Origin of the sequence: Nitrosomonas sp. GH22 (assembly GCF_009833115.1) — a bacterium.
Taxonomy (GTDB): domain Bacteria; phylum Pseudomonadota; class Gammaproteobacteria; order Burkholderiales; family Nitrosomonadaceae; genus Nitrosomonas; species Nitrosomonas eutropha.
On sequence record NZ_QRCA01000003.1, the window covers coordinates 17,769 to 44,731 of the forward strand.

At 48.8% G+C, this 26,963-nt stretch carries 23 protein-coding genes and 2 pseudogenes; 13 read left to right on the plus strand and 12 right to left on the minus strand.

All coding sequences use genetic code 11. The features are described from left to right. The first annotated feature begins 7 nt into the window (after window positions 1-7). Entirely contained in the window at window positions 8-982 is a 975-nt protein-coding gene (locus ABF86_RS00650) for an MBL fold metallo-hydrolase (RefSeq protein ID WP_074685399.1), read from the plus strand. A gap of 103 nt (window positions 983-1,085) precedes the next feature. Here ABF86_RS00650 and ABF86_RS00655 read toward each other — a convergent pair whose 3' ends face one another. Next, window positions 1,086-2,366, minus strand: a complete 1,281-nt coding sequence (locus ABF86_RS00655) for an amidohydrolase family protein (protein WP_074685401.1) — start codon at window positions 2,364-2,366, stop codon at window positions 1,086-1,088. Window positions 2,367-2,714: 348 nt separating this feature from the next. Continuing rightward, window positions 2,715-2,939, minus strand: a complete 225-nt coding sequence (locus ABF86_RS12660; protein ID WP_049753115.1) for a hypothetical protein — start codon at window positions 2,937-2,939, stop codon at window positions 2,715-2,717. 350 nt (window positions 2,940-3,289) lie between these two features. Here ABF86_RS12660 and ABF86_RS00665 point away from each other — a divergent pair, with 350 nt between their 5' ends. Then, window positions 3,290-4,216, plus strand: coding sequence for a fatty acid desaturase (locus ABF86_RS00665; RefSeq protein WP_256201582.1), 927 nt, complete (start codon window positions 3,290-3,292; stop codon window positions 4,214-4,216). A gap of 191 nt (window positions 4,217-4,407) precedes the next feature. Continuing rightward, window positions 4,408-4,509 (plus strand): annotated as a pseudogene (locus tag ABF86_RS00670) (IS982 family transposase); the annotation flags it as partial. 302 nt (window positions 4,510-4,811) lie between these two features. Here the strand turns inward: ABF86_RS00670 and ABF86_RS12665 are convergent. The 3 genes from ABF86_RS12665 to ABF86_RS12675 form a co-directional block, all read right to left on the minus strand. After that, on the minus strand, window positions 4,812-4,985 hold the full coding sequence (locus tag ABF86_RS12665; protein WP_240142172.1) for a hypothetical protein: 174 nt from the start codon (window positions 4,983-4,985) through the stop codon (window positions 4,812-4,814). Window positions 4,986-5,142: 157 nt separating this feature from the next. Next, window positions 5,143-5,481: a hypothetical protein gene (locus tag ABF86_RS12670; protein ID WP_011634742.1), complete on the minus strand. Its 339-nt coding sequence runs from the start codon at window positions 5,479-5,481 to the stop codon at window positions 5,143-5,145. Next, a complete protein-coding gene (locus tag ABF86_RS12675) occupies window positions 5,481-5,759 on the minus strand; it encodes a transposase (RefSeq protein ID WP_011634743.1) in 279 nt (92 codons plus the stop codon). The genes ABF86_RS12670 and ABF86_RS12675 overlap by 1 nt, the downstream gene beginning before the upstream one ends. Window positions 5,760-6,234: 475 nt before the next feature. Here ABF86_RS12675 and ABF86_RS00680 point away from each other — a divergent pair, with 475 nt between their 5' ends. Genes ABF86_RS00680 through mnhG form a run of 6 tightly spaced genes read left to right on the plus strand, consistent with a single transcriptional unit; the run spans window position 6,235 to window position 12,322 of the window. Continuing rightward, window positions 6,235-9,153, plus strand: a complete 2,919-nt coding sequence (locus ABF86_RS00680; protein WP_011634744.1) for a monovalent cation/H+ antiporter subunit A — start codon at window positions 6,235-6,237, stop codon at window positions 9,151-9,153. Further along, a complete protein-coding gene (locus ABF86_RS00685; protein ID WP_074456157.1) occupies window positions 9,153-9,497 on the plus strand; it encodes a Na+/H+ antiporter subunit C in 345 nt (114 codons plus the stop codon). The genes ABF86_RS00680 and ABF86_RS00685 overlap by 1 nt, the downstream gene beginning before the upstream one ends. Continuing rightward, a complete protein-coding gene (locus ABF86_RS00690) occupies window positions 9,494-11,140 on the plus strand; it encodes a monovalent cation/H+ antiporter subunit D (RefSeq protein ID WP_011634746.1) in 1,647 nt (548 codons plus the stop codon). The genes ABF86_RS00685 and ABF86_RS00690 overlap by 4 nt, the downstream gene beginning before the upstream one ends. Next, entirely contained in the window at window positions 11,137-11,622 is a 486-nt protein-coding gene (locus tag ABF86_RS00695) for a Na+/H+ antiporter subunit E (protein ID WP_160803397.1), read from the plus strand. Before ABF86_RS00690 ends, ABF86_RS00695 begins: the two co-directional genes overlap by 4 nt. Continuing rightward, window positions 11,619-11,900: a K+/H+ antiporter subunit F gene (locus ABF86_RS00700; protein ID WP_011634748.1), complete on the plus strand. Its 282-nt coding sequence runs from the start codon at window positions 11,619-11,621 to the stop codon at window positions 11,898-11,900. The genes ABF86_RS00695 and ABF86_RS00700 overlap by 4 nt, the downstream gene beginning before the upstream one ends. Beyond that, a complete protein-coding gene (gene mnhG, locus ABF86_RS00705; RefSeq protein WP_074456159.1) occupies window positions 11,897-12,322 on the plus strand; it encodes a monovalent cation/H(+) antiporter subunit G in 426 nt (141 codons plus the stop codon). Before ABF86_RS00700 ends, mnhG begins: the two co-directional genes overlap by 4 nt. Before the next feature lie 156 nt (window positions 12,323-12,478). On the opposite strand, the gene ABF86_RS00710 is transcribed toward mnhG, so the two are convergent. Both ABF86_RS00710 and ABF86_RS00715 read right to left on the minus strand, forming a co-directional pair. Then, entirely contained in the window at window positions 12,479-14,983 is a 2,505-nt protein-coding gene (locus ABF86_RS00710; RefSeq protein WP_074685407.1) for an FtsX-like permease family protein, read from the minus strand. Between the two features lie 123 nt (window positions 14,984-15,106). Beyond that, a complete protein-coding gene (locus tag ABF86_RS00715; protein ID WP_074685411.1) occupies window positions 15,107-15,823 on the minus strand; it encodes an ABC transporter ATP-binding protein in 717 nt (238 codons plus the stop codon). Between ABF86_RS00715 and ABF86_RS00720 the strand changes: the two genes are divergently transcribed. Next, a complete protein-coding gene (locus ABF86_RS00720; protein ID WP_143032859.1) occupies window positions 15,822-16,517 on the plus strand; it encodes an arylesterase in 696 nt (231 codons plus the stop codon). The two genes, ABF86_RS00715 and ABF86_RS00720, sit on opposite strands and share 2 nt — an antisense overlap. A 39-nt stretch (window positions 16,518-16,556) precedes the next feature. Here the strand turns inward: ABF86_RS00720 and ABF86_RS00725 are convergent, their stop codons facing one another. Further along, window positions 16,557-17,543: an RluA family pseudouridine synthase gene (locus ABF86_RS00725; protein ID WP_074685413.1), complete on the minus strand. Its 987-nt coding sequence runs from the start codon at window positions 17,541-17,543 to the stop codon at window positions 16,557-16,559. 486 nt (window positions 17,544-18,029) lie between these two features. Between ABF86_RS00725 and ABF86_RS00730 the strand changes: the two genes are divergently transcribed. Then, window positions 18,030-20,579 carry an Rne/Rng family ribonuclease gene (locus ABF86_RS00730; protein WP_160803398.1) on the plus strand — a complete coding sequence of 850 codons (2,550 nt, stop codon included), beginning with the start codon at window positions 18,030-18,032 and terminating at the stop codon, window positions 20,577-20,579. A gap of 131 nt (window positions 20,580-20,710) precedes the next feature. Here ABF86_RS00730 and xerD read toward each other — a convergent pair whose 3' ends face one another. Then, window positions 20,711-21,628: a site-specific tyrosine recombinase XerD gene (gene xerD, locus ABF86_RS00735; protein WP_160803399.1), complete on the minus strand. Its 918-nt coding sequence runs from the start codon at window positions 21,626-21,628 to the stop codon at window positions 20,711-20,713. Window positions 21,629-21,749: 121 nt separating this feature from the next. After that, window positions 21,750-22,595 carry a cytochrome c biogenesis protein CcsA gene (gene ccsA, locus ABF86_RS00740; protein ID WP_160803400.1) on the minus strand — a complete coding sequence of 282 codons (846 nt, stop codon included), beginning with the start codon at window positions 22,593-22,595 and terminating at the stop codon, window positions 21,750-21,752. Between the two features lie 142 nt (window positions 22,596-22,737). On the opposite strand from ccsA, the gene ffh reads away from it, so the two are divergent. Both ffh and ABF86_RS00750 read left to right on the plus strand, forming a co-directional pair. Continuing rightward, the gene (gene ffh, locus ABF86_RS00745) at window positions 22,738-24,087 is read left to right on the plus strand and encodes a signal recognition particle protein (protein WP_160803401.1); all 1,350 of its coding nucleotides are present in this window, start codon (window positions 22,738-22,740) and stop codon (window positions 24,085-24,087) included. Between the two features lie 971 nt (window positions 24,088-25,058). Continuing rightward, window positions 25,059-25,556, plus strand: a complete 498-nt coding sequence (locus ABF86_RS00750; protein WP_160803402.1) for a nucleoside deaminase — start codon at window positions 25,059-25,061, stop codon at window positions 25,554-25,556. Between the two features lie 19 nt (window positions 25,557-25,575). Here ABF86_RS00750 and ABF86_RS00755 read toward each other — a convergent pair whose 3' ends face one another. Beyond that, on the minus strand, window positions 25,576-26,586 hold the full coding sequence (locus ABF86_RS00755) for a YncE family protein (RefSeq protein WP_160803403.1): 1,011 nt from the start codon (window positions 26,584-26,586) through the stop codon (window positions 25,576-25,578). Between the two features lie 63 nt (window positions 26,587-26,649). Next, window positions 26,650-26,963, minus strand: a pseudogene (locus ABF86_RS12680) (transposase); the annotation flags it as partial.

The window sequence follows — 26,963 nt, forward strand, 5'->3', positions numbered from 1 at the left end:
TCAACTTATGGAACAACTCCCAGCCATCATCGATTATCCGGATGGTATCAGCGTCATTGATGCTCGCTACCACCGGCCGGGCCGTGCTGCCATCCATCTGATCACGGAAGGAAATAAAGCCGCTCTGGTGGATACTGGTACCCGTTTTTCGGTTCCCGGCATTATGGCAGTGCTGGCACACAAGCAAATTGCTCCTGAACAGATCGACTATATCTTTCTCACCCATATCCACCTTGATCATGCCGGTGGTGCTGGTGAATTCATGCAGCAGCTGCCCAATGCCAGACTGGTGGTACACCCGCGTGGCGCATCGCATATGGTCAATCCTATGAAACTGATTGCTGGTGTCATGGCCGTGTACGGTGAATCAGAATTCCGGCGCATCTACGGTGAAATCCAACCGATTTCTGCAGAGCGCATCATCGAAGCACCTGACGATACGCTAATCAAACTGAACGGCCGCCCATTGCGATTGCTGGATACACCTGGACATGCGCGGCACCACTATTGCATTCACGATGCCGGCAGCGCATCCATCTTCACTGGTGACACCTTTGGTGTGTCGTATCGTGAATTCGATGCCAACGGACTGGAATTCGTTTTTCCGACCACTTCACCAGTGCAGTTTGACCCTGAAGCCGCACATGCCTCCATTAACCGACTCATGGCGTTGCGCCCGGAACAGGCATTTCTTACTCATTATGGGCACATCCGCAACCTTCCGCACCATGCATCACAGATGCACGCACTCATCGATGCCTTTGTCGGCATCGTACAACAAGCCGCAGAAATTCCAGATCGGCAACCTTTCATTGTAAAAGCATTGCAGGACTTGCTCTGGGAACGATTAATCACCCATGGGTGCACCCTCACCCGGGATGCTGTCCTCTCGATATTGCAGACCGACATCAGACTCAATGCACGGGGACTTGAAATCTGGCTGGAACAGACCCTCAGGCAACCAGGTCAGGCTGCAGGCTAAACGCTACATCTCTGGCAGGCTGTCCGCCGCTACAACCTGCATCCCCCGATCATCTCCTCGCAACAAAGACAATGCACGTAACGGATGACTCATCCGGAGCACCCTACTGCTGTGGGCCAAAATGGTTAACGATAACTTGTCCACCGGAAATCACCAGATCGGGATATTCCAGTCGCTTCAACTGCTGCTCAAGATTGCCGCGAATTGCGATCAAATCAGCCGGGGCGCCAGGTTGTATTGTCCCCAGCAGGGGAATACCCAGATACTGACCAGCTTTTGCCGTGGCTGCCCGCAATGCATCCGGCAGCTTCATTTTTGCCAGATGCATCAGATACATCAACTCTTGTACATCGATTCCCCAGGGAATATCGGGGTGAGCAATTTCCGCTCCGTACAGCAATTCACCACCAAGTTCTGCCCAAATTGCTGCATTGTGCGCGATCCCACCACATTTTGAGAGGGTATCAAGCGTACCGATGATCGTAACATTCTGTACTCTGGCCTGTTTCAGCAACGGCTCAGGAATTAGATCACAAGGCATGTGCGCCCATTCATCGACTCCGGCATTCAACGCTACCTGTACACCCGATGACTCCGCCACATGAGCCGATACCTTACGCTGATGCCGGTGAGCTTCATCGACAATAGCCCTGACAATGGGCTCTGACAACATGGGCCATGCCGACTGGCCATGCGAAGCGGCATGTGCGTGATGATGAGAGTCGGCCTGCACGGTATGCGCAGTATCATGGTGTGCGTGACCATGATGTGGAGACCAGGGCGCACCTGTTTCCCCGCCGGGTTCAAGTGCAATCTTAATGACCACTGCACCCTCACCAATCAGATGGCGTACGGCTTCCCGTGCTTCTGCTTCGCTGGCAACAGGAATCGCCAAATCCCTGACGCCCATCGTAATGATCGGGTATCCGTGCGGCGCGGTGATAATCTGTCCTGAAGTAAGCACACGCAAACCGCCATCTCCTCCATAAGGCTGGTGCACAGGACCACCCACATCTCGCACCGTGGTCACCCCATGCCTCAACACGATATCTACCGGCACTTTCTGAAAGGTCAAGTGCGCGTGTAATTCGATAAACCCTGGTAATAAGGTTGCATCACCCAGATCAATCTCAGTTGATGCATCACCCGCCTTGAATGAATGACGCAGCCCGATTCTTGCAATGCGTCCATCTTTTACCAGCACCGATAAACCACTGTGCATTTCATTTCCGTCAAAAACCCGCGCAGCGTACAGTAGCAAAGATGAAGGGTCGGTTTCCTGTGCATAAACCTGCACAGAAAAAAATATCGCCATCGTTACCGCAACCTGGAAACAGCGAACATGCTGCATGCGATTAGAAAAAACATCGGTAAAGTTTTGCATCCTTGTTTTCTATCCTTGATTGATAATGGGTATTTTTCAACAGTAAGATAAATTGATAATGCCTGTCCGTGCCGCAAGCGCCGCCATCAGAAAATCTCTCATCTCGACTTAATCATCTCCTCCCGGTTTAGTCAGATGCGATAACACCTCCCCCGGACAGACCGGCTGATCCAGCCTAATACGCTGCATGACAAGCTTAATCTAAGTTAATTTGTAGTGATCTAATTTAAACAGACACCTCGATAGGTGGATAAAATTCACTTTAAGAGGACATACTAATGAAAGCACGCAGGAAATTTGACACTCAATTTAAATTGAAAGTTGTTCACATGATCAAGGATCACAACCTTAGTGTGAGCGAGGTCTCCAAAACGATGGGGGTGGGGGAAACGGCGATTCGTCGTTGGGTCGCGCAGTATCAGGCAGATCTAAACCACCCTGCTGTTTGATAAAAGCAGCCACTTCCGATTCAATCATTGCTGCCAGCAACTTGCGCGCGCCTTCCCGCAAAACTACCCGCAGCGAGTCATTTTGTTCTGGATCGTTCAGTTCTAAAACAGTATCATCTGTCATTATGGTGTTTCCTTTCCAGTAGTTGATCCGCCAGATCTTTACCAACAGGTTACACCACTTCCTTTTTCTTTGTCATACACCAGATTTGATCATAGTTCCCAGCTGAATTAGGAAAAGCGTATTATCATCAACTGGAAAGGTCAGTCAGAATTGACTGACTCAAACTACCGAGTGCCCGGAGCGGCTCAGTTTCCACAGTCGAATCTATCCTCGTAGCTTCGTTGTAGTCAACTTACGGGAGGAATTTCACCTCCAAGAGAGCACCCGTGCCAGCCCACAAAACAAAAAGGTCAGAAATATTTAGACCCTCGCATGAGCAAAATAAGCTCCCACTCACTTTCAATAATTCCGTGGAATTAAAGCAACTCTATCTGCATCGTTGGGTACCAAATCTGAAAATTCCTCTTTTCTACGGGATTTGGATTGCACTAGGAATCATCGCCTGGAATTCAAGCTATTGGGCGTCGACCTGGGTATGCTACTTGGGAATGGGCTACATACAGATGGGGATTGTGACTTTTATGCACGACTGTACACACAGCACTTTGTTTAAAGTTCGCTGGAAGAATCAGGCATTCGGAATTTTCGCAATGATTCCACTCATTATTTCATTTACTTCCTTTAAGGAAGACCATCTTATTCATCATAGACATAATCGCACTTCGAAAGATCCGGATGCATTCACGATGGGAAAACGTGGAGTAGGCGATTTCATACTTTTCTATGCTTACGCAATCATTGGTGTGTTCTTGACTGCAATTCAGTTTACATTAATTTTTCCACTAAAGATTTTGCGTGGGAAGAAAGCGTTGATCCATTGGAGTGAGATAGCGCTTCACATAGTTGTAATGTGGGCCGTATTTGATTGGGCAGCCTCCCAAAGTATTACAAATCAAGTATTTAATGTGTGGTTTTGGCCACTTATTTTTTTTGGTTTTTTTAACAGCATGCGATTCATCGCTGAACATTATGGCTGTCCTTGGGATGCTGGACCATTGGTAGGAACTCGGACGATCATCAGTAATCAATTGAATTCATTTTTTTGGAATAACATCAATTATCACATCGGACATCATGCCCGCCCTGGTGTACCTTGGTACAACTTGCAAAAATTACACGCATTGCTGCTTCCTGAAATTGAGCGAGCCGGGGCACTGATTGATAAAAGCTATTTAGTAATTTTCATTCATGCGCTCTGGCAGGGTCCCGAGACCGCAGCCACAACAGAATCCCGGAATTCATCTTCATCCAAGTCCTTCACTAGAAATATTGATTAACCTGGAATGTTGACCAAAAGAAAGACCTGATTTGGGAGAGTATCCGCAAGAACATCTCCGCCCAACAGTGCGCTACGCGAACATAACTATTCTGCTTGTGTGCACCATGACTCAATAATCTGAGGCCTCGCACAGCGGGGTCTGCAGAATGCACCTGAATTAGCTGTGGGAGATGGTACACTGAAATTTAGCTCACTGAAACACTGGCCCAACAAGACCTTCAACTCATCACTCCCCTCAAGAAAAACATGAAGGCCGTACCCCGTACCGAGTTCGAAAAGGCTATTCTGAAGTGTCCGTAAAATCGGGATAGAACCCCGTTGACCGAATTATTAGGCTGCACTCTGGCTACCCTCACTCAAATGTAGCAGCGGGAAAGGCATTCCTTGAGAATCAGTTAGTGAGCAACCAGATAACAGACCCATTGGATAAATAAAATGCTGCTGCACGCGGGTTCTGCTCATTTACATCTCAAGACCTCTGCATAACTCTGATAATTTTGTTGTAGTAGCGAAGGGGATTTCCAAATGATACTCTTGTGCGCTTTTAACAGAAAAATGAAGTTTTATTCATTCTTCAAAGGAGTTTTTCACCCTTATGCTGCATTGAGGCGGACTACTCCCCTTTTGAATGGCTCATCCACAAAAATTTTGTTGGCAGCTTTTTTCAGATTCATGCAGATGCTTTTCAGCACGACTTGGGCATTGACTTTTATCGTGCCGAAGTAGCTGGCGCGCCCCCATTCCAAATAGGCGTTTGGCCGTGCCAAAACACTGTTTGACGATATAGCGTTTTTTTACTGATCAATTTGTTTACCAGCTTCTGTCGTGCCGAGAGTGGCTTATTCTTGTATGCCCAGTGCATAATCGCGCTTTTGATTTTGTATTCTTTCAGAAACTGCCGATTGGCGTTGGCTTACTGAACCTTTATCCACATACACTCGATTCGCCTCGATGTGCGCGCCAACGATGATTGTTTCGAAATGTACCATTTCGCTCTGGTTGGCAGGAGCGGTATGCACCCCGCGCACGTAGCACCACCATGTAACTGCGGTAGCCAAAATGCGATTTTTTACCTTTTTTGAGCCAGGTCGCATCCGCACTCTGTTCTTCGATATAGGTGATTTCCGGCTGGCTACCATCCTCAAACTGAACAGTCTTACCTTCGGCATCCACCTCCAGTGTGATTGTGATGATCTTTTTAGGACCCGCCGCTGACTCAATGAGTGTGGCATCAATCACCGCACCCGTCGTACCCTTGACCATCAAACGACCATCAAACCGTGTGATTGAATCTGTTCATTGATAGAGGCCAGAAGACCATCCAGCCTGTCGTTGACCACCAGGCGGTTGCGAAACCGACACAGAGCGGTTTCATCCGGTATCGCATCCGACAAACTATGCCACTGACCAAGCAGAATCGCCTTCAACATCATCAGCATGCCAAATGGTTTCTGCCCTCCACCATTTGATAGCTCGCGCTTGTATAAACCAGTAAGCATCGGACGTAACGCTCCCCAGTCAGTCAACGCGCCAATCTTCATCAGCACGTTGTTTTGTTTCAGACGTTACGCCAGTTTCAGGAATCCAAAACTCATCTGCATCTTCTATTCCTCTCACCTTTTACCTTTCGCCATTTTAGTTGTTTATTTGGCTAACGTGGGGAGGTGGTGCAGGAGTCTTTCTACTTGTAGTTCACCTTCCAATTTTATTTTTTGTGCCACAGCATTGATGCTTTCTGCATAAACTGGCCAGATAAAAATAAAACTGAATCGGGAAGTTATTTTTAATCTGGCAGCTGTTATCAGATTATCATTAGTATAATTTCCGGAAATTTGTAGCCATCACGAAGTCTCTATCTGCGATACTGCTAACAATTTCCAGCATGTCTGATGTTTGTTCCGGTTGCTACATACGGTTGTTTTATTGGATACCGCTCTATGCACCATGCGGTAACTGATAGCCATATTTAATTCTGCTAGTATTCCCGGCAGTGCCATTTACATTGTTTACCTAAAGATGAACAGCGAGAACCTCCTTTTTCTCCTGATACTGTTGCCCTTTGCCGGAAGCGCTCTGGCAGCCCTGTTGCCAGCCAATGCCCGTAATACGGAAGCATGGTTATCAGGGTGCGTAACGATCGCCTCATTTGCAATCGTTGCTTACCTCTATCCATCTATTTCAACGGGAGAAATACTCCGTAACGAAATCGAATGGCTGCCCGGATCGGATCTGAATTTCACACTCAGGATGGATGGTTTCGCCTGGATGTTTTCGATTCTAATTACTGGTATTGGTTTTCTCGTGGTGCTCTACGCACGCTATTACATGTCTCCCGAAGATCCGGTTCCGCGTTTTTTCTCCTTTCTACTGGCTTTTGCCGGTGCCATGCAGGGGATCGTCATCGCGGGAAATTTAATCCTGTTGGCGATCTTCTGGGAACTCACCAGTATTTTTTCATTTCTACTGATCGGTTATTGGCATCACAATGCAGCAGCGCGTGATGGCGCACGCATGTCACTGATCATCACCGGAACCGGCGGGCTCTGTCTGCTTGCCGGGCTGATTCTCATCGGTTACATCACTGGCAGTCACGATCTCGACAATGTACTGGCCTCTGGCAACACAATCCGGGAGCATACGCTCTATGTTCCTGTGTTGGTACTCATCCTGCTGGGTGCACTGACCAAAAGTGCACAGTTCCCATTTCATTTCTGGCTACCTAATGCAATGGCAGCACCAACACCAGTATCCGCCTACCTGCATTCAGCAACCATGGTAAAAGCGGGTGTGTTTTTGCTTACTCGGTTATGGCCGGTATTATCCGGCACCGATGAATGGTTTTTTATACTGGGGCTGGCTGGTATGGGTTCGTTTCTGCTCGGCGCCTACTTCGCTATCTTCCAGCAAGATCTCAAAGGGTTGCTTGCCTATTCGACCATCAGTCATCTCGGCCTGATTACGGCCTTGCTCAGTTTTGGCAGCCCGTTGGCTGCGGTGGCTGCAATTTTTCATATGATGAACCATGCTATTTTCAAGGCTTCTCTGTTTATGGCTGCCGGCATCATTGATCATGAAGCGGGCACGCGTGATATGCGCAAACTGAATGGGCTTTTCAGCTACATGCCGATTACAGCTACGCTCGCTATGGTGGCCAGTGCAGCCATGGCAGGAGTACCACTTCTCAATGGTTTTTTATCGAAGGAAATGTTTTTTTCTGCAACACTCGGGCAACATTCCGGCTCTGTACTGGATAGCGTACTCCCCTATGCAGCCACGATTGCCGGTGCCTTTTCGGTCACCTATTCCGTACGCTTTATTCATACTGTCTTCTTTGGTCCCAAACCTTCGGAGCTTCCCCGAGAACCTCATGAACCTCCCCACTGGATGCGGCGACCAATTGAATTTCTGGTACTCGCCTGTCTCATTATTGGCATAATCCCTAGCATAGCCATCGGCCCTTATCTGCATACCGCTGTGACTTCGGTATTGCGCGAATACACGCCACTCTATAGCCTCGCCGTGTGGCACGGTATCAACACGCCTCTGATCATGAGCATAACGGCGCTTGTCAGTGGCACACTGCTCTACCGGGCTCTACAAAATTACCTCGCCCAAAGCGAAGATGGCCCGCCTGGCATACGGCAATTCAAGGGCCAGCGAATTTTTGAGCGATCACTGGTTGCACTCTCCTGGCGTTGGGCACGCTGGATGGAGGAAACATTCGGCACACAACGTTTGCAGCCACAACTGTTTCTGGTTATTTTCATCGCGTTAATTGCGGGATGCTGGCCATTCCTCGAAACAGATCCTGATTTCAGCCTGATAGCGGTTGCCGGGATTGATCCCGCTTTTGCAATACTCTGGGGAATTGGAATCGCTTGTGCACTCGGAGCCGCGTATCAGGCCAAATATCACCGGCTGGCTGCACTGATCCTGATGGGGGGGGCGGGCCTTGCCACCTGTATCACTTTTGTCTGGTTTTCCGCACCTGATCTGGCGGTTACTCAACTGCTGGTTGAAATCGTTACCACTGTGCTGATCCTGCTTGGCTTACGCTGGCTACCAAAAAGGATGGAACAAATTGACAATGCGACAACACTGATTGCGCGGACACGCAGATTGCGTGATTTTGTACTCGCCGCCAGCTGTGGAGGAGGAATGACACTAATTGCCTATAAAATAACGACCAACGTCGAACTGCCGGAAACCATTGCTGGATTCTTTCTGGAACGGGCCTATTCAGAAGGCGGCGGCAACAATGTTGTCAATGTTATTCTGGTTGATTTTCGTGGCTTTGATACGTTTGGAGAAATTACGGTACTAGGTATTGTGGCACTTACTGTTTATGCGCTGCTGCGGCGCTTCCGCCCTGCACCGGACAGTATTGAAATTCCGGAGCAACAACGTATGCAAAATGACTTTGATGATCGTCAGCCTGATCGCAAGGTTGGTGAGACTGTGTACGATTACCTGATGGTACCCACCGTGCTCATGCAATGGATGTTCCCGTTCATTATCCTGCTGGCTATCTATTTATTTCTGCGTGGCCATGATCTGCCGGGAGGTGGGTTCGCCGCTGGCATCACCCTAGCTATCGGTCTCCTGCTGCAATATCTCGCCAGTGGTACCCGCTGGGTGGAAGATCGTTTGCACATCCTGCCAATCCGCTGGATTGGCCTTGGCTTGCTGCTGGCGGCATTGACTGGGATGGGATCCTGGTTGTTTGGATTCCCCTTTCTGACTTCTCATTCCACTTATCTGGAGATACCACTGATCGGCAAAATACCTATTGCTACTGCATTGTTCTTTGATCTGGGTGTTCTTTTGCTGGTGGTCGGCGCAACCGCCCTGATGTTAATCGCTATTGCACACCAGTCGATCCGTAGTTACCGTGCGCGTGCCATTGAATCTGCCAAAACCGGAGAGGACAACTGATGGAGCTAATTCTATCGCTTGGTATCGGAATACTGGTTGGATCAGGTGTCTGGCTACTGCTGCGTCCGCGCACTTATCAGGTCATTATCGGGCTAGGATTGCTCTCTTATGCCGTCAATCTGTTCATTTTCAGCGCCGGTCGGCTGATAGTGGGCAGGCCACCCGTTACACAGACCGGTGTCCGGGTTGATCCGGCCACCTTCGCTGATCCAGTACCCCAAGCACTGATTTTGACGGCGATTGTCATTGGCTTTGCTACAACAGCGCTGTTTCTGGTTATTCTGCTAGCTTCGCGCGGCCTGACAGGTACCGATCATGTAGATGGCGAGGAATCGGACCGATGAAACTGTCTCCAGAACATCTTGTTATCGCACCTATTCTGATTCCACTCATCGCTGGTGCATTACAACTTTTTCTTGATGATCGCGGACGTAAGCTGAAGGCTTCCCTATCCATTCTGTCAACTGTTGCTCTGCTGGCAATCTCGGTTCTGCTGCTACGTTTTACTCACACGGATGATGAAGCAAGTGGGGGTAAAATTGCTGTCTATCTGCTCGGTAACTGGCCGCCTCCATTCGCTATCAATCTGGTACTGGATCGCTTGTCCGCCATGATGCTGGCCCTGACTGCCACGCTTGCTCTGCCCACTTTAATATTTTCAATGGGGCGTTGGCACAAGGCTGGAGTGCATTTTCATACGTTGTTCCTATTACTGTTGATGGGGTTGAATGGTGCATTCCTGACCGGGGACTTGTTCAATCTCTTTGTGTTTTTTGAAGTCATGCTGGCTGCATCCTACGGATTAGTATTACATGGATCGGGCTTGCTCCGGGTAAAGGCGGGGTTACACTACATCGCCATCAACCTCGTCGCTTCACTCCTGTTCCTGATCGGGGTCGCTCTGATTTATGGTGTTACCGGCACCCTCAATATGGCTGATCTCGCCATACGCATCCCACAGATCAATGAAACAAACCAAACGATGCTGGAATCCGGGGCAGCCATTCTGAGTGTGGCCTTCCTGATTAAAGCGGGCATGTGGCCATTGAGTTTCTGGTTGCCCGAAACCTACGCCGTAGCGCCGGCACCATCAGCTGCCATCTTTGCCATCATGAGTAAAGTTGGTATTTATGTGTTGTTACGCTTGGCACTACTTTTTTTTGGAAGTGATCCCGGTTTTTCAGAAGGGCCAGGAGCACAGATACTTTTGTATGGTGGTCTGGCAACCATTGGCTTTGGCACCGTCGGTGTCCTCGCTTCACAGACTCTGGGACGATTTGCTGGTTTCTCAGTGCTGATCTCATCTGGCACATTGCTAGCAAGCATGGGTCTGGTACAAGCCGAGGTGACTGCCGGCGCTCTGTTTTATCTCGTGAGCTCCACGTTGGCAATCAGCGCATTATTCATGCTCATCGAACTGGTTGAAAGAGGGCAAAACCTGGCAGCTAGCGTGCTGGCCGTTACCATGGAAGCTTTCGGTTATCAGGATGAGGAAATAGAGAATGAGGAAATTGTAGGAGTGGCCATCCCTCGAACGATAGCTGTTCTCGGCACTTGCTTTGCAGCTTGTGCCATTTTGCTAGTTGGCCTCCCCCCTCTTTCGGGTTTCATTGCCAAATTCGTCATCCTCTCCGCTATATTTAGCCCTGATATAGCAAGCCAGATAGATATTATCCCGGCAACGTCCTGGTGGTTCATGGCACTACTGATTCTTTCCGGATTGGCTACACTGATTGCCATGAGTCGCTCTGGCATCCATGCTTTCTGGGCACCCTCGGTCGACACCACGCTGCCACGGGTACTGTTTATCGAAATCATACCGGTTGCTGTGTTGCTATGTACAACGCTTGTATTGACTATACAAGCAGGGCCGGTAATGCGTTTCATGGAAGCAACAGCAATCAGCCTGCATGCACCTCAGCCTTATATTGAAGGTGTAATGAATGCGCCAACCATGCTGCCACCGCCAATGGAGGTAGTAGAATGAGCAGACTATTCCCTTATCCACTGCTTGTTGTTTCGTTGGTTATCACATGGCTGATGCTGGCTGGCTTCTCACTCAATCAGTTTTTACTGGGTTTGATAACCGCCCTTATTGCTGCGCTGGGGTTGGCGGCACTGAGCCCAGTAAAACCACGACTCAGGCGATGGGATCTACTCCCCAAGCTATTTGCAATTGTGTTTTATGATATTGTGCGTTCCAATATTGCTGTCGCCGGCATTATTCTGCATGGAGGTAAACGGATCGGGAAATCAAGTTTCATGGCTATTCCGCTTGATCTGCGCGACCCTACCGGATTGGCTATCCTGGCTGTCATTATAACAAGCACCCCCGGCACAGCCTGGATCGACTACAACTCCACGCGCAGCATCCTGATACTGCACATCTTTGATCTGGTCGATAAAACCGCCTGGTTAAATCTGATCAAAAATCGCTATGAATACCTGTTACGGGAGATATTTGAATGAGTGCCACTATACTCTTCTGGGCCGCCACTATCGCACAGATCGCGCTGGCAATTGCCATGGTGCTAGCATCAGTTCGCATGATCAGAGGGCCGCGTGCCCAGGATCGCGTACTGGGATTGGATGCACTCTATAGCAACTCGATGTTGCTGCTGCTCGTTTTTAGCATACGTACTGGAAATCCACTATATTTTGAAATTTCACTGATTATTGGAACTCTGGGTTTTGTGGCAACAGTGGCACTTGCTAAATTCATAATGCGCGGAGAGGTAATTGAATGAATCAAGCCAGCGATTTGCCCCTATGGGCCGCGTTACTCATTGCCATCTTTCTGCTTATTGGCGCCGGATTAACTCTGATTGGTTCTTTCGGGCTCTATCGTTTGCGCAGCTTCTACGACCGTATTCATGCGCCCACACTAGGAACAAGCTGGGGGACAGCTGGTATTGTTATCGCTTCGATTGTCTATTTCAGTGTAGTGGAATCACGGCTCATTCTGCACCACCTGCTGATCGGCGCATTTGTAACCGTAACTACGCCGGTAACGCTTATATTACTGAGCCGCGCCGCACTGTATCGCGATCGTGCAGAAAACGGTCCTGATATTCCCCTCCTGGATCCACCCAATAATCCATCCGAAGTATCAAGCACGGAGAAAGAATCAGCTGATTCTCACAATAACACTCACACCATAGAGAAGTAATTACGCAATACTGCTTTCCATCGATTTGTTACGGGAGTTTTGTGCGGGTTATTTGCATAGGCTGCTCCTGGCTCTTTTTATAGAATAGAAGCTTCGTTACGTCCTCTGACTTTGGCAGCCACTACCCAATTCAAAATCAGATGTCGAATAACTACACTATTTTCTCAGGACCTGTAACGGTGGCTGGGATAAGGTTGTACGTGTTCCAATCACGCCAAATGCTGTCACGCTGATTATACTGACCAGTACGCCGATTACCCAAATCCATGGGCTGGGTGAATAAGTAATGTGCAATGCATATTTGCCAATCAGGTAACCAAGTACACTAGCCCCTGCTGCCGCAAAAAAACCTGCCAGCGCCCCGAGTACTGCAAATTCCACTGCCCACGCACGCGCAAGCTGCTGCTTTCTTGCTCCGAGTGTGCGAAAAATTGCGGCTTCATAAATTCTTTCATCCTGAGTTGAAGCAATCGCAGCATACATCACAGCAAACCCCGCTAGCAGAGTAAATAGAAATACAAATTCAATTGCGTGCGTTACTTGCCCAATCATATTTTGTACTCGTTCAATCACACTTGCCACATCAATAATCAGGAAATTTGGAAAAATACGAGTCAGCTCCTGCATGATTTGGATCTTATCAGGGGGCAAATAAAAACTGGTGACGTAACTTGCAGGGTAATTGTCGAGCAATCCCGGACGAACTACAGCAAAAAAATTCACCTGGAATGTATCCCAGTCCACCTTGCGCAAACTCGTAATTGTTGCCGAGAAATCCCCGCCCCCCGTATAAAAACTCAGACGATCTCCCAGTTTGAGGCCAAGTGTCTCGGCAAACCCTTCCTCCATTGATAACTCGTGTTCAGAAGGGATCACTTCCTCGCTCCACCAGCGTCCAGCCACAATTTCATTATCCGGTTGCAACGTATCTGTCCAGGATAAATTGAATTCACGATTGATTAGCTGCTTTGCCCGTGGATCAGGATAATCTTCGAGATTTACTGCTCGATCATTGATCTCTAACAACCGACCACGTACCATCGGAAAAACTTTCGGTCGTGGAATAGCATGTTCATCGAAAAATACCATCAACCTCTCCTGCTGATCCGGCTGAACATTAACCAAGAACCGATTGGGTGCATTCTCTGGCAGACGTGCTTGCCAGTCCTGGAGTAGATCATTGCGCGTTAGCGTCAATGTCAGTAATGCCATTAGCCCCAGCCCCAGTGCAGTAGCTTGTACCAGACTGGGAATAGCCCGCCTTCGAATATTGGCCAGCCCGTAACTCCACGGGCCAGAACCCGGCGGGCGGGTCAGCAGAAACAGTCTGATCAGTAGCCAGCCGAACAGGCCAAAGAAGATGACCGCCAGCAGGAAGCCCAGCATGATCATGATTCCCAGCTTGAATGATCCAGCCTTCCAGATGAACAATATGGACAGTATGACTATCCCGAACCCATAGCCAGCCAGACTGTGCATATTGGCCAGTTCCAGATCACGCCGGATCACGCGTAATGCAGGTACTTGTCGCAAATTCAGGAGTGGCGGTAAAGCAAAACCCAGCAACAACACCATACCAGTCAACATCCCCTGGATAGCAGGCAACGTACTCGGTAATGGCAATGTAACCCCGATCAACTCCTCCAACCAGTATGACAAAAATTCCTGGGTAAGCACGGCAAATATGCATCCCAACAGGCTTGCAGCCAAACCCAGCATAATGAAGTAGTAAGAATACAAGCGTAGCAGATCAGATTCAGTCGCACCCAGACAACGCATGACCGCACAGCCATCCAGATGACGTTGAATGAAACGGCGAATAGCCAGGGCAATAGCAGCTGCTGCTACTACCACGCTGGCCAGGGCTGCCAAATTGAGAAATTTGCCAGCGCGATCAAGCGCCGAACGGATTTCTGGACGCGCTTCCTGAATACTCACTATACGTTCGCCTGGAGACAACCTGTCTTTGACCCAGTGCCTGAATTCTCTTACCTGCGTCTCATCTCCTGCTACTAAAAGCTGATAGTTAATCCGGCTACCAGGCTGGATCAGCTGGGTGATAGCCAGATCTTTCTCATTCATCAGCAATCTGGGATTCATGCTGACAAAACCGACAGAATGATCCGGCTCACTTTCTACCATGGACATCACTGTCATTTCAGCAGCCCCTACCTCAATCTTGTCACCCAAAGTCACTTTTAATGCATTAATCACCTTCTCATCCACCCAAACTGTTCCAGGTTTAGGGATTCCCTGGGCAATCCTGATGGATTGGGCAATATTTTCTTCTGTCGGTGGATTGGCCAGCTTCAGTTCCCCCCGCAGCGGATAACCTGGCGCGACTGCCTTGATACTTGTCAGAAGGCTATTGTCACCAAAACTGACCATACTGGGGAATCTGACCAGATGAGTAGTCCTTAACCCGATCTGCTTTGCGTGCTCAGCATAAGAGGGTGGTACAGGACTATCGGAAGTTACCAACAGATCTCCGCCCAATAACTGATTACTTTCCAGCACCAGTGCTTTTTGCACCCGATCTGAAAAAAAACTGACGGTTGCTACACTGCTCACCGCTATAACGAGTGCAAGCGTAAGGATATACAACTCTCCCGCTCGCCAGTCCCGCAGCAGCATGCGCAAAGAAAGCCTGATCATGTTCATTTCAGGGTGACCTCGGACAGATAATTCAAAACAAGAATGACTGGAAGCCAGGGTAGCTGATTCACATCAGGATACTTCTAAAAAGCAGTCTTTCAGGAAAATCGTGGTGTTGCATGGTACCCATCAATCAACTGCCCGACCGGCGACCAGTTCGATAACCCGGGAGCACCGGGCAGAGAGATTTTTGTCATGCGTCACCAAAACAAGTGTGGTTCCCTGTTCTCGATTAATCTGGAACATCAGATCAATAATCTGGGCTCCAGTTGCCACATCCAGATTACCAGTCGGCTCATCGGCAAACAACATTTTAGGATGAGTGACAAAAGCCCGTGCAATCGCCACACGTTGTTGCTCCCCTCCAGAAAGCTGTCTGGGATAATGGCCAACTCTTTCTTCCAACCCTACCCGCACCAGCCAGTCATGTGCGATATCACGGGCATTGTCAGCACCTGATAGCTCCAGTGGCAACATGACATTTTCAAGCGCAATCAGTGACGGCAACAACTGGAATGATTGAAACATGAATCCCAGTAGCCTGCCACGCAAACTGGCGCGTTCATCCTCGTCCAGCTTGAAAATATCTTCTCCATCCAGAAAAACAGTACCATGGGTTGGCACATCCAGCCCTGCCAGCAAACCCAGCAAGGTCGACTTTCCCGAGCCGGAAGCGCCAACCACAGCAATTGATTCTCCCGCACTGACTTGCAGATTGATATCCTGCAGAATAATCAGCCGCTCTCCCCCTGTTTCAACCTCTTTAGTTAAATTGCTAGCCTGTATGATAGGCTGATCATTACCATTTGCAGGAACCAATTGTTCAACAATCAACTTTCTAGCCATGAAAAAACTATTGTTTGTCATATTATGTTTATTCGGTACCTTTCCATTCAATTCAGCCTGGTCGGGAACAGACACCAAAATCATGGTGCTGGGGGACAGCCTGTCCGCAGGATATGGGCTGCCACCGCAATCCGGATGGGTAAATCTGCTGGAACGGCGATTACAAAGCCAATCCGCTGGTTACAAGGTGATAAACGCCAGTATCAGCGGGGAAATCACCTTAGGCGGGCGCAAACGGATAGAACAGGCACTTAAAAACAATAAACCGGATATCGTCATCGTTGCACTGGGAGCAAATGACGGTTTGCAAGGCCGTTCAATCTCATCCATTTACGAGAATCTGGAAGCGATTATCCTGACCTGCAAACAGTACAACGCCACCCCACTCTTGATCAGCATGCAATTACCGCCCAATTATGGCATAAGTTATACGCAAAAGTTTCGTGATATCTACCCGCGCCTGGCAAAGAATCAGCAATTACAACTGGCTCCATTCCTGATGGAAGGTTTTGGCGATCAAACCGGATTTTTTCAGGCGGACGGTATACACCCCACTGCCCAGGCGCAGGAAAAAATGCTTGATAATATCTGGCCTGCACTGGTTTCCGTGTTGAAGTCACAACAAACACAGACATCCACTGCCAGCAAAAATCTGATTGATGGAACTGATACAACAACCGGATTGCTGCACTAAATTTGTATAGAGATAACCCCCAATTTCTTGATAAAAACATCAAGGTATCTTGAAATACGGATCCAGACTTCTCAAAAATACCCGTAACTCATCCGGAAGGGGTGCTTCCAGGCGCAAAAGTTCGCCGGTTACCGGGTGTGTGCAGACAAATACCGAAGCATGCAGAAACATACGCTTTAATACCAGACCACTTCCATCATCCTTCTGTAATTGCCTGTTCAACCCGAAATCACCATATTTATCATCCCCGGCGATGGGAAAACCGAGATGCGCCAGATGCACCCGAATCTGGTGGGTGCGTCCGGTTTTAAGTTCGGCATCCAGCAGACTGAAAGCTTCCCAGGTTTTTTGTAGAGCAAATAGCGTATAAGCCTGCTGCACTTTGTCATGATCATTCCTGCCGGTAGCTATTGCCACACGCCGCTCTCCTTCTGCAGTCAAATATTTATACAAAGGTAAGCGGACATTTTGTAGCGAATTTTTCCATTTCCCACGAACCAGTGTCAGGTAATGTTTACGGACTGTCCCTTCGCGGATCTGTTTATGCAGCTCCAGCAAAGTTTGCCGTTTCCGGGCAAGCAGCAGCACACCTGACGTTTCACGATCAAGGCGGTGTACCAGTTCCAGAAATTTCCAGTCCGGGCGCTGTTTGCGCAACTGCTCGATCACACCATAGCTGATGCCACTGCCTCCATGAACTGCGGTTCCGGCTGGTTTATTGATCACTAGCAGATAATCATCCTGATACAGAGTATCAAATTGTTCTGCCCGGTAAGGCGCCTGCCGGGATATTGGCTTTGCCAGCTTGAGAACGGGTGGAATGCGCACCTTGTCATTCAGCAGCAAACGATAGCCTGCATCAATGCGCTTGCTGTTAACACGCACCTGCCCGCTGCGCAGCAATTGATAAATATGACGTCTGGGTATATCCTTGAGAGCTTTGATGAGAAAATTGTCAATACGTTGGCCTTCGGCTGTTTCATCAACCTGTTTAACAACCGCATGTTCCGATATAATGCCCGGCATAATTTTCTCTTTACCGGGCGCCCCACTTTTACCTATACTTTTCAAACTCAAATTCCTGTAAATCTGTTTTTTCACCATGAAGCGATTGCGTGGTCTATTAAGAAGTCATATACCCGGAGTTTCGTTTTCATACGCTGGATGAATCCAGTTTCCGGCTGGTTAATGTCGCTCACCATATTTAAAAGTAGCGATGGTAATTAATTTACGCGCTCGACATATACATAGATTCAAGTTCCTGATCCCATACCCAACCATACAAGGTATGTTCTCTGCCGGCCCTGTGTCTCACTCATTTTTGACCCGGCCAGCCGGGGATCAAAATGCCGAGTGACAGTTATCGATTGATCTATTTCAACAGGATATCGAAACCATTATCTGTACCATGTCCAACACTCTGGCCACAGACAAATCTGTGCAAAAATACCAGGATGCCACACTGACAGTGAACGAAAGGTTTACCCGTACACCGAGCGCGGGAGACACTAAATGAAACGCATGTTATTCAACGCGACCCAGCCCGAAGAGCTGCGTGTCGCTATTGTAGATGGGCAGAAGCTCATTGATATTGATATTGAAACCCTGGGCAAGGAACAACGCAAAAGCAATATTTATAAAGCTGCTGTTACCCGCCTTGAACCAAGCCTTGAAGCGGCTTTTGTTGATTATGGCGCCGGGCGCCATGGTTTTTTACCCTATAAGGAGATCGCTCCCACCTGTTTTGACAAAAATACCGAACGATCCAGTCACCGTATCGGTGAACTACTGCGCGAAGGCCAGGAGCTGATTGTACAGGTTGACAAGGATGAACGCGGAAATAAAGGTGCTGCGCTCACCACCTATATCTCACTGGCTGGTCGTTACCTTGTTCTGATGCCCAACAACCCGCAAGGGGGAGGTATTTCACGCCGTGTCAGTGCGGAAGAACGGGCAGAACTGCGTGAAGTAATCAACCATCTTCAGGTGCCCGATGGCATGAGTATCATTGCGCGTACCGCTGGTATTGGGCGCAACGAAGAGGAATTGCAGTGGGATTTGAACTATCTGGTGCAACTCTGGCGTGCAATCGAGGGAGCAGCCAGTAGTGAGCGTGGTGTCTTTCTGATTTATCAGGAAAGCAGTCTCGTAATTCGCGCCATTCGTGATTATTTCCATGCGGAAATCGGCGAAATTCTGATTGATAACCCTGAAATATATGAGCAGGCATACCAGTTCATGGCCAATGTCATGCCGGCAAACGTTGACCGGCTAAAGCTCTACCAGGACGATATTCCTCTGTTTTCTCGTTTTCAGATTGAGCACCAGATTGAAACAGCCTATTCTCGCCAGGTCACACTGCCTTCCGGTGGCTCGATTGTGATTGATCATACCGAGGCACTGGTTTCAATTGACGTTAACTCGGCGCGCGCCATACGTGGCTCTGATATAGAAAACACTGCACTCAACACCAATCTGGAGGCTGCTGACGAAATCGCCCGGCAATTGCGTTTGCGCGACCTGGGAGGCTTGGTGGTCGTTGATTTTATCGATATGGAAGTCACCCGCAATCAGCGGGAAGTGGAAACCAACCTGCTGAAGGCATTGCGCCTGGATCGTGCGCGCGTCCAGATCGGCAAAATTTCCCGTTTCGGATTGCTGGAATTATCCCGTCAGCGTCTGCGGCCTTCTCTCGGGGAAGGCAACTACATCCCCTGCCCTCGCTGTCATGGTACCGGCCATATCCGGGGAACAGATTCATCTGCGCTGCACATACTCAGAATTATCCAAGAAGAAGCCATGAAGGAGCAGACTAGCATGCTGCAGGTGCAGTTGCCGGTTGATGTCGCCACATTCCTGCTGAATGAAAAACGATCAGAAATATACCGGCTTGAAGCACGCCTGAAAGTTGGCATCATCCTGATCCCCAATATCTACATGGAGACACCCAACTACACGATTAACCGGCTGCGTCATGAGGATGTCAAATCAACAGAATTGCCGCCAAGCTATGGAATGGTGGAGAAAATCACTGAAGAAATCACACTGCCATCTACTTCACAAGAACTCAAGGCAATCCGGCCAAAAGCTGCCGTAACTGGTATCAAACCCGAACAACCCGCACCAGTCCCAGAAGAAAAACCCCGGGAACAACTTTCATTCCTGGACAAATTTTTCAGTCTGTTCAGACCGGCAAGCAGCAGTCGGGTAGAACCTGAACAGACAGCAGAGGAGTCCCAAGCTAGACCTCTCCGTAGCGAACGAGGCCGAAACAGGCGCGATCGAGGTCGCAACAAGCGTACAAAAAACAATATTCCGGGAACAACAGCAAGCGAGACATTACAGGAGGCAGGCAATCTGCCGTCACTTGAACAATCAACTGGACATCCCGTTGAAAGCACGAGCAACGATGATCATCATCATAAAGCCAGCCGGCAAGGGCAAGATCAGTTACAAGAATCGGGAGCGGAAAGTAATCTGCCTGATGCAACGACAACCGGAGAAGGCACAACGCCTGCAGGGGATTCTGTCAGTGAAAGAAAAACAGATAGGAGAGGCCGTTCACGCCGTCGTCGTGGAGGTCTGCATCGTGATCGGGAAGAGCGGACAGATGCAAATAAAACCACTGAACAGGGAGAGGTAACCCAGATTACAAGCAGTGAAAATAATGAGCCAGTTGTACCTTCTGCTGATGGCAAGGAAGATAGGGAGCTTTCATTCCTGCCCCCCACAGAACCGACTCAGCATATTACGTCGATAGCATCAGTCGACGATATTACAGCAGAGCAGGAAGTGGCCTCTGCCAAGGTAATCGAGCCAATAAATACCGATGCTGAATCAAATACTGGATCACAGGCTGCTTCGGAATCCCGTCAGCCAATCGAACTACCTGATCTCACCCAAAGTGGACTGGTCATGATAGAAACAGCCCCGGATAAAATAGCCGAAGTACCAGAAGAAGCCTTGGCACCAGTCAAAAGGCCGCGTATCAGACCCAGCTACTTAGCGGAACCGGATACAACAAGTTCTGAACCTCTGGTACAAATAGAAACCAGAGATTGATACGCAACAGCTAAATGGCACTTTTAAAATAAGTGTGTCTATGATGACGAACGCGCCGACTGTAATAGTTAGCGTGTCCGTCATTGTGCGGCCCATAAGACTGATGGGTCCACTGTAGGGCGCCGTTGCCGCTACAATTTTCCCCTTGGATGATGGCGGGCATGCAATTGCCTGAGTCGTTCACGTGCAACATGCGTATAAATTTGTGTAGTAGAAATATCGCTGTGACCTAACAACAGCTGGACCACTCGCAAATCAGCACCATGATTCAGTAAATGGGTAGCAAATGCATGACGCAACGTATGTGGCGACAGTTGTTTTACAATCCCTGCCTGTCGCGCATGGCGCTTGATCAGATACCAGAACGCCTGGCGAGTCATGGCATCTCCCCGGGTTGTAACAAACAACATATTGCTGTGCTTACTAGCCAGCAGTATCGGACGCGCTTCTCGCAGATATAAATCCAGCCAGTACAGTGCCTCATCTCCCAAAGGAATCAGGCGTTCCTTGTTGCCTTTACCCAAAATACGCACCACCCCCATATCCTGGCGGACTTGAGAAATGGCCAAACTAACCAGCTCGGAAACACGCAACCCTGCAGCATAAAGTATCTCCAGCATGGCACGATCTCGCAATCCGAGTGGTTGCTTGATATCCGAGACTGCCAATAGCGCTTCTACTTCAGATTCAGCCAGGCTCACGGGGAGATGACGAGAAACTTTCGGGCTATCTATATTTACAGCAGGATCGATAAGAATCTTTCCCTGGCGCAGCAGATACCGGTAAAACCGTCTGATACAGGCTAATGCCCTGCTGGCAGTGCTTGCTTTCGCCCCTTGCGCAATCCTGTCGGACAGAAATGCCAATAAATCAGCCTGCGTTACGTCATTCAATAACCCATTTGTCTGTTCCCGCCGACTGAGCCATTCAACCAGCTGCATCAGATCAGCCCGATAACTGGCTAGTGTATTACGGGACAAACCATCTTCCAGCCACAAGACATCCGTAAACTCATCCAGCATCCGGATATTGGCTTCAAAGGTATTCATCAATTACAAGGTGCTTTATTGACAGGAAACCCATAGTTATGGGCACAAGCAAGTTCGGTTAATTGATAATTCCTATCAATAACGGCAGAGCAGGAATTTTTAAACTATTCCACAAATCCGATCAGCGATTGAGGATAATTTCCAGTACAAACTTGCTACCAATATAGGATAGAACAAGCGCAACAAATCCAGCCAACATCCAGCGGATGGCAGTACGTCCACGCCATCCGTACAGATGTCTACCAGCGAGCAGGGCTGCGAATATTCCCCAGGAAATGAAACCAAATAATGACTTGTGCGTAAACGGTACCGACTTGCCAAACAGCTCCTCTGAAAACACGATACCGCTAAGCAAAGTGAGACTAAGTAGAATAAACCCGATCCATACCAGGCGGAAAAGCATTTTATCCATCACCAGCAGCGGCGGCAACTGTACAAAGAGCGAGGACACAACAGAATGATGCAGGCGACGCTCAAGAAGCGTCATAAGAGCTGCATGCAGGGCAGCAATCGTAAACAGACTGTAAGCGAGCATTGCTGTCAGCAAATGCGCCTTGAAAGCCGTCATCCCGGCATGTGCTAGCGGATGGACGGAGGGCAGTAACAGTGGAATCAGAACAGCGATCGCCGCTATGGCAGAAATCGGCGCGATGAGATTTTGTAATCCCTGCAGCGAGGATAAAAAACCTGATACCCAATAAATCAAGGCAGTCAGCCATACAATAGCTGAAATGGCATTGCCGACACCAAAGCTCAGCATATCATCCATAAATACCGAACGGTAAAGCACTACGCCATGCATCACCAGAGGAATGAGCATCATAAACTGCTGTAACTTCACATTCGGAACCGTTCCTGCAGCATTCGCCTGCAACGCTGGCGCAACTGTACGCAAGGTTTGCCAGAAATACCATCCGGCAATCCCGTAAAGCAATGAAGTACTGAGATAAGTTAGAATACTGGGCATTGGCAATCTATCTGAACAATTGGTGGAAAACAACCAGTCTACCCTTCGTCCGGATAAAGCTGAAGTGCTGTTTGACAGTTTCCATGAAGTTTAGCATAGGGAACAACTCTCACCAGCGGATACCGTTTCAACAGGAGCCTACATGTTTGACAATTTAACCGAACGACTTTCCGGCGTCATCAAAACTCTGCGTGGTGAAGCACGCCTGACCGAAAGCAATATTCAGGAAGCCCTGCGTGAGGTGCGCATAGCCTTGATTGAAGCCGATGTCGCCCTGCCTGCAATTAAAGTATTTATTGAACAGGTCAAACAACGCGCCATTGGCCACGAAGTACTGGGTAAACTCTCTCCCGGGCAGGCTTTCATCGGCGTTGTCCATGAAGAACTGATGGCCATCATGGGTGGAGACAAAGCGGATATCAATCTGAATGTTGCTCCACCTGCCGTCATTTTAATGGCAGGCCTACAGGGTGCCGGCAAGACCACCAGCAGTGGCAAGCTGGCAAAGTGGCTGATGGAACAGAAAAAAAAGAAAGTGCTGCTGGTATCCTGTGACATTTACCGTCCAGCCGCAATTGAACAACTGGCACTTCTGGCCGAGCAAACCGGAGCCGATTTCTTTCCGGTAAAAACCGGCCAGCAACCAGCTGAAATCAGTACTGCTGCTCTAGACTTCGCACGCAAGCATCATCATGATGTAGTAATCGTTGATACCGCTGGGCGACTGGGTATCGACGAGGCCATGATGCAAGAAATCAGCCAGCTGGAACAATTGCTGAAACCGGTTGAGACACTGTTTGTTGTCGATGCCATGCAGGGACAGGATGCAGTCAATACCGCCCGGGCTTTTGCGGAAGTGTTGCCACTGACCGGGGTGATTCTTACCAAACTTGATGGTGACGCACGCGGAGGGGCGGCACTGTCCGTCCAGCACATCACTGGTAAGCCGATTAAATTTGCCGGTGTTGCTGAAAAACTTACCGGATTGGAGCCCTTTTATCCTGATCGCATGGCCTCGCGTATCCTAGGCATGGGAGATGTGCTCGGATTAATCGAGGAAGCACAACGCACCACTGATCAGCAAGAAGCAGAGCGCCTGATGAAAAAAATGAAATCAGGTAAAGGCTTCGATCTGAATGATTTCCAGCAGCAATTTCAGCAAATGAAAAAAATGGGGGGCATGAGTGCCATGCTGGATAAATTGCCGCACCAACTCAGTCAAGCTGCCCAGAACATGAATGTGGATGAGAAAGTTATCAATCGTACCGAAGGCATTATCAACTCCATGACGCCTCAGGAACGAGCCAAACCGGAAATCATCAAAGCCTCCCGCAAACGCCGTATTGCTGCAGGTTCCGGTGCTTCTGTACAGGAAGTCAATCGTTTACTTACGCAGTTTGAGCAGGCACGCAAGATGATGAAAATGATGAATAAGGGAGGAATGGCAAAAATGATGAGAGCAGTCAAGGGAATGCTCCCCGGTATGCGGTAGAACTACGTGTTTAGTCCCACTTTGTAGTGGGACTAAAATGTCCAGCCCTGGATAATTGTATAGATAAAACTTGCTAGAAAATAATGGGCATGACAGACAGATAGGGGTTGCTTTGAATATAGAAATTGAAACGATAGCGAAGATTGTATCTCCATTGCTGGTGGCTATTTCTAGCTTCTTCCTTAGCCGATACTTGGAGACTAGACCTAAGCTGATCTCCTATGTTGTGCATGCATCAGAGTTTCCACCTTTGAACGAAAACTCCAGTGCAGTCAGAACGCACGGAGTTGTAATACGGAATGCGGGCAAGCGCACTGCTCATAATGTAAGAATCGGCCATGTTGTTTTTCCTGCTAGCTACCAGATTTATCCATCTGTCACTCACAAAGTTGGGCATAGCCCCAGCGGCTCAGCAGAGATAGTCATTCCAACACTCGTTTCAAACGAACAAGTCACACTGTCATATCTATATTTTCCGCCATTGTTCTGGAACCAGATAAACTCCTACACCAAATCAGATGAGGGTATGGCAAAAGTTATCAATGTCATCCCAAGTCCTCAGTGGCCGCAATAGCGGATCAATTTACTTTGAGGGCTTGTTTTCGTCGGAGCATCAACCGTGTTGTACTGGATCGTTTTGGCCCTTTTCTATTGAGTGCCCTAAAAGTTTCTAACCAACGGCTGCACGGCGACCGGTTATCCGCTGTTCATGGCGCGAGCTGTCATGAGAGCGCTGATTTCCTCAAACCATCCGAGAGAGCCATGAAATGATAATAGTTTTGCATAAGAATGCTCGTACTACACCAGCGATACGGGCTGAAATTACCGCAAGCGTTGACTCTGCTGTGGTGTGCTGTATACCAAATCAGCATAGCGGGTTTATGCTTTGTTACGCTGGTGGCGCAGACGCAAGTGAAATTGTTGTTCGGATTGGATAAGCCAGCTGTGACGAAACAAGGAAATAATACTTAATGGCAATAAAAGAAACAGATTTACATTTTTTACGGCGCTGTATTGCACTGGCGGAAGAAGCGCTTGAGACCGGCGATGAGCCGTTTGGTTCTGTGCTGGTTTCCGGTGAAGGTGTCGTACTCCTGGAAGCCCGTAATCAGGTAAGTAGCGGAGATCAGACACGTCATCCGGAATTTGAAATTAGCCGCTGGGCAGCGACACATATGACGCCGGAAGAAAGAAACAAAGCGACAGTCTACACTTCTAGCGAACATTGTCCGATGTGTTCCGCCGCGCATGGCTGGGTTGGATTGGGGCGGATTGTGTATGCCAGCTCAGCCCGACAGTTATCAGATTGGTTGGCAGCGCTTGGCGCACCACTGCCTCCTGTCAGCCTGTTTCCAATTCAGAAAATTGTACCGGATCTGATCGTCGAAGGGCCTGTAACAGAGCTGGCTGAGCAGATGCATGCGCTGCATATTCGCCGCTTTCATCGTACACATCGCCCCTCGGAATAGCAAAAACAGTGTGTGCCGTTTATGGATTGCTGGATACAGCAAGCCAAAATGGGAATTGGCCTTGCGTCGGCAGTTGTTTCACGACTTCCAGTGTTTGTGTATCTATCACTACGACCTGGCTGGGGTTCGTGACGCCGACATAAACCAGACGTCCGTCATGGCTGGCACGCACGCCATGTGACCCCTGTCCGACATCAATCCGTTTGACAACTTTGAACGTTATAGCATCAATGACATCGACCATAGGGTCAGCCGTTGCACCGGTAAAAACATACTGGCTGGCAGTCACGGCATCTATACCGGCATGCCCCCGGCCAACAGGAATTACCGCCAGTATTTTTTGCGTCAAGAGATCAACAGCGGCGACTTGACCAGTGAAATCACGAATCCAAAGTGTCTTCCCGTCGTCCGATAGATCAAGATTATGCGGCTGATCAATGCCAGGTAGCGAAAATTCATCTGTTTTTTCCAAGGTTCGCATATCGAGTACAGCAATGCTGCCGCTGCCTTGCAGGGTGACATACGCCTGTGTGCCATCGGGCGTGAAACGTACGTTGTGAGGTGCTTTGCCAACAGGAATGACCTTACCCACTTTTTGCGTAGCAAGCTCAATGACAGTGACCGTTCCATCTCCGGCTCCGACAGCCAAGCCCTGTTGGTTATCCGGACTAATCGCCACTCCCTGTGCAATTGGACCAACGTCAAAAGTTGACAGGAGTTTGCCACTGGTTGTATCCAGCAGATAAATATTGGATGAACCTGCTTCGCTGACCAGCAGATGGCGGCCATCAGAACTGACAGCGTGGTAATGGGCGCCAGGCACGCTCCAGGTGGTTCCTGTCTGTAGGTTTTCCACCACACCATCTGTCTGCAAGGTGACGTAAACCGGAGTGGAAAATAGTGAATGAGGTTCAACCGCATCGGCCGTATTGATCATCAAGGCGGCAAAAACCAACCCTGTCACACAACGGAAAACAATCCAATACAGTTGCCGCAAGGAAAAAATAAAAGGAGTTATTAAAGTGATCATGTGATTCTCCTGAATGTAAATATACTTTATGTTACTGCATTACAAATATACTAGATAATGTAGTCACAAGATATCTGCCCAGAGGGCGAGACATCTAATTTGTACGGCGGCAAGGAAAGAAGAGGTATCTTTGTGGCGTATCTTGTAGCAACACCACCTTTTGAGATGAAGGAAAGTATTTTCGGCGAAATACCTCAGTTTATACAGCGCTTGATCATGATGTCTTTGCGTCTTCCGGTTCTTCTTTGGAGGAATAACAACCTCCACTCCCCGTTTTTCTGCCTGTTCAATAATGGCATTACTGTCATGCCACGATCTGCCAGCAGATGATCTGCATCCATCCCTTCGATCAGGCGGCCAACTTGCGTGTAATCAGC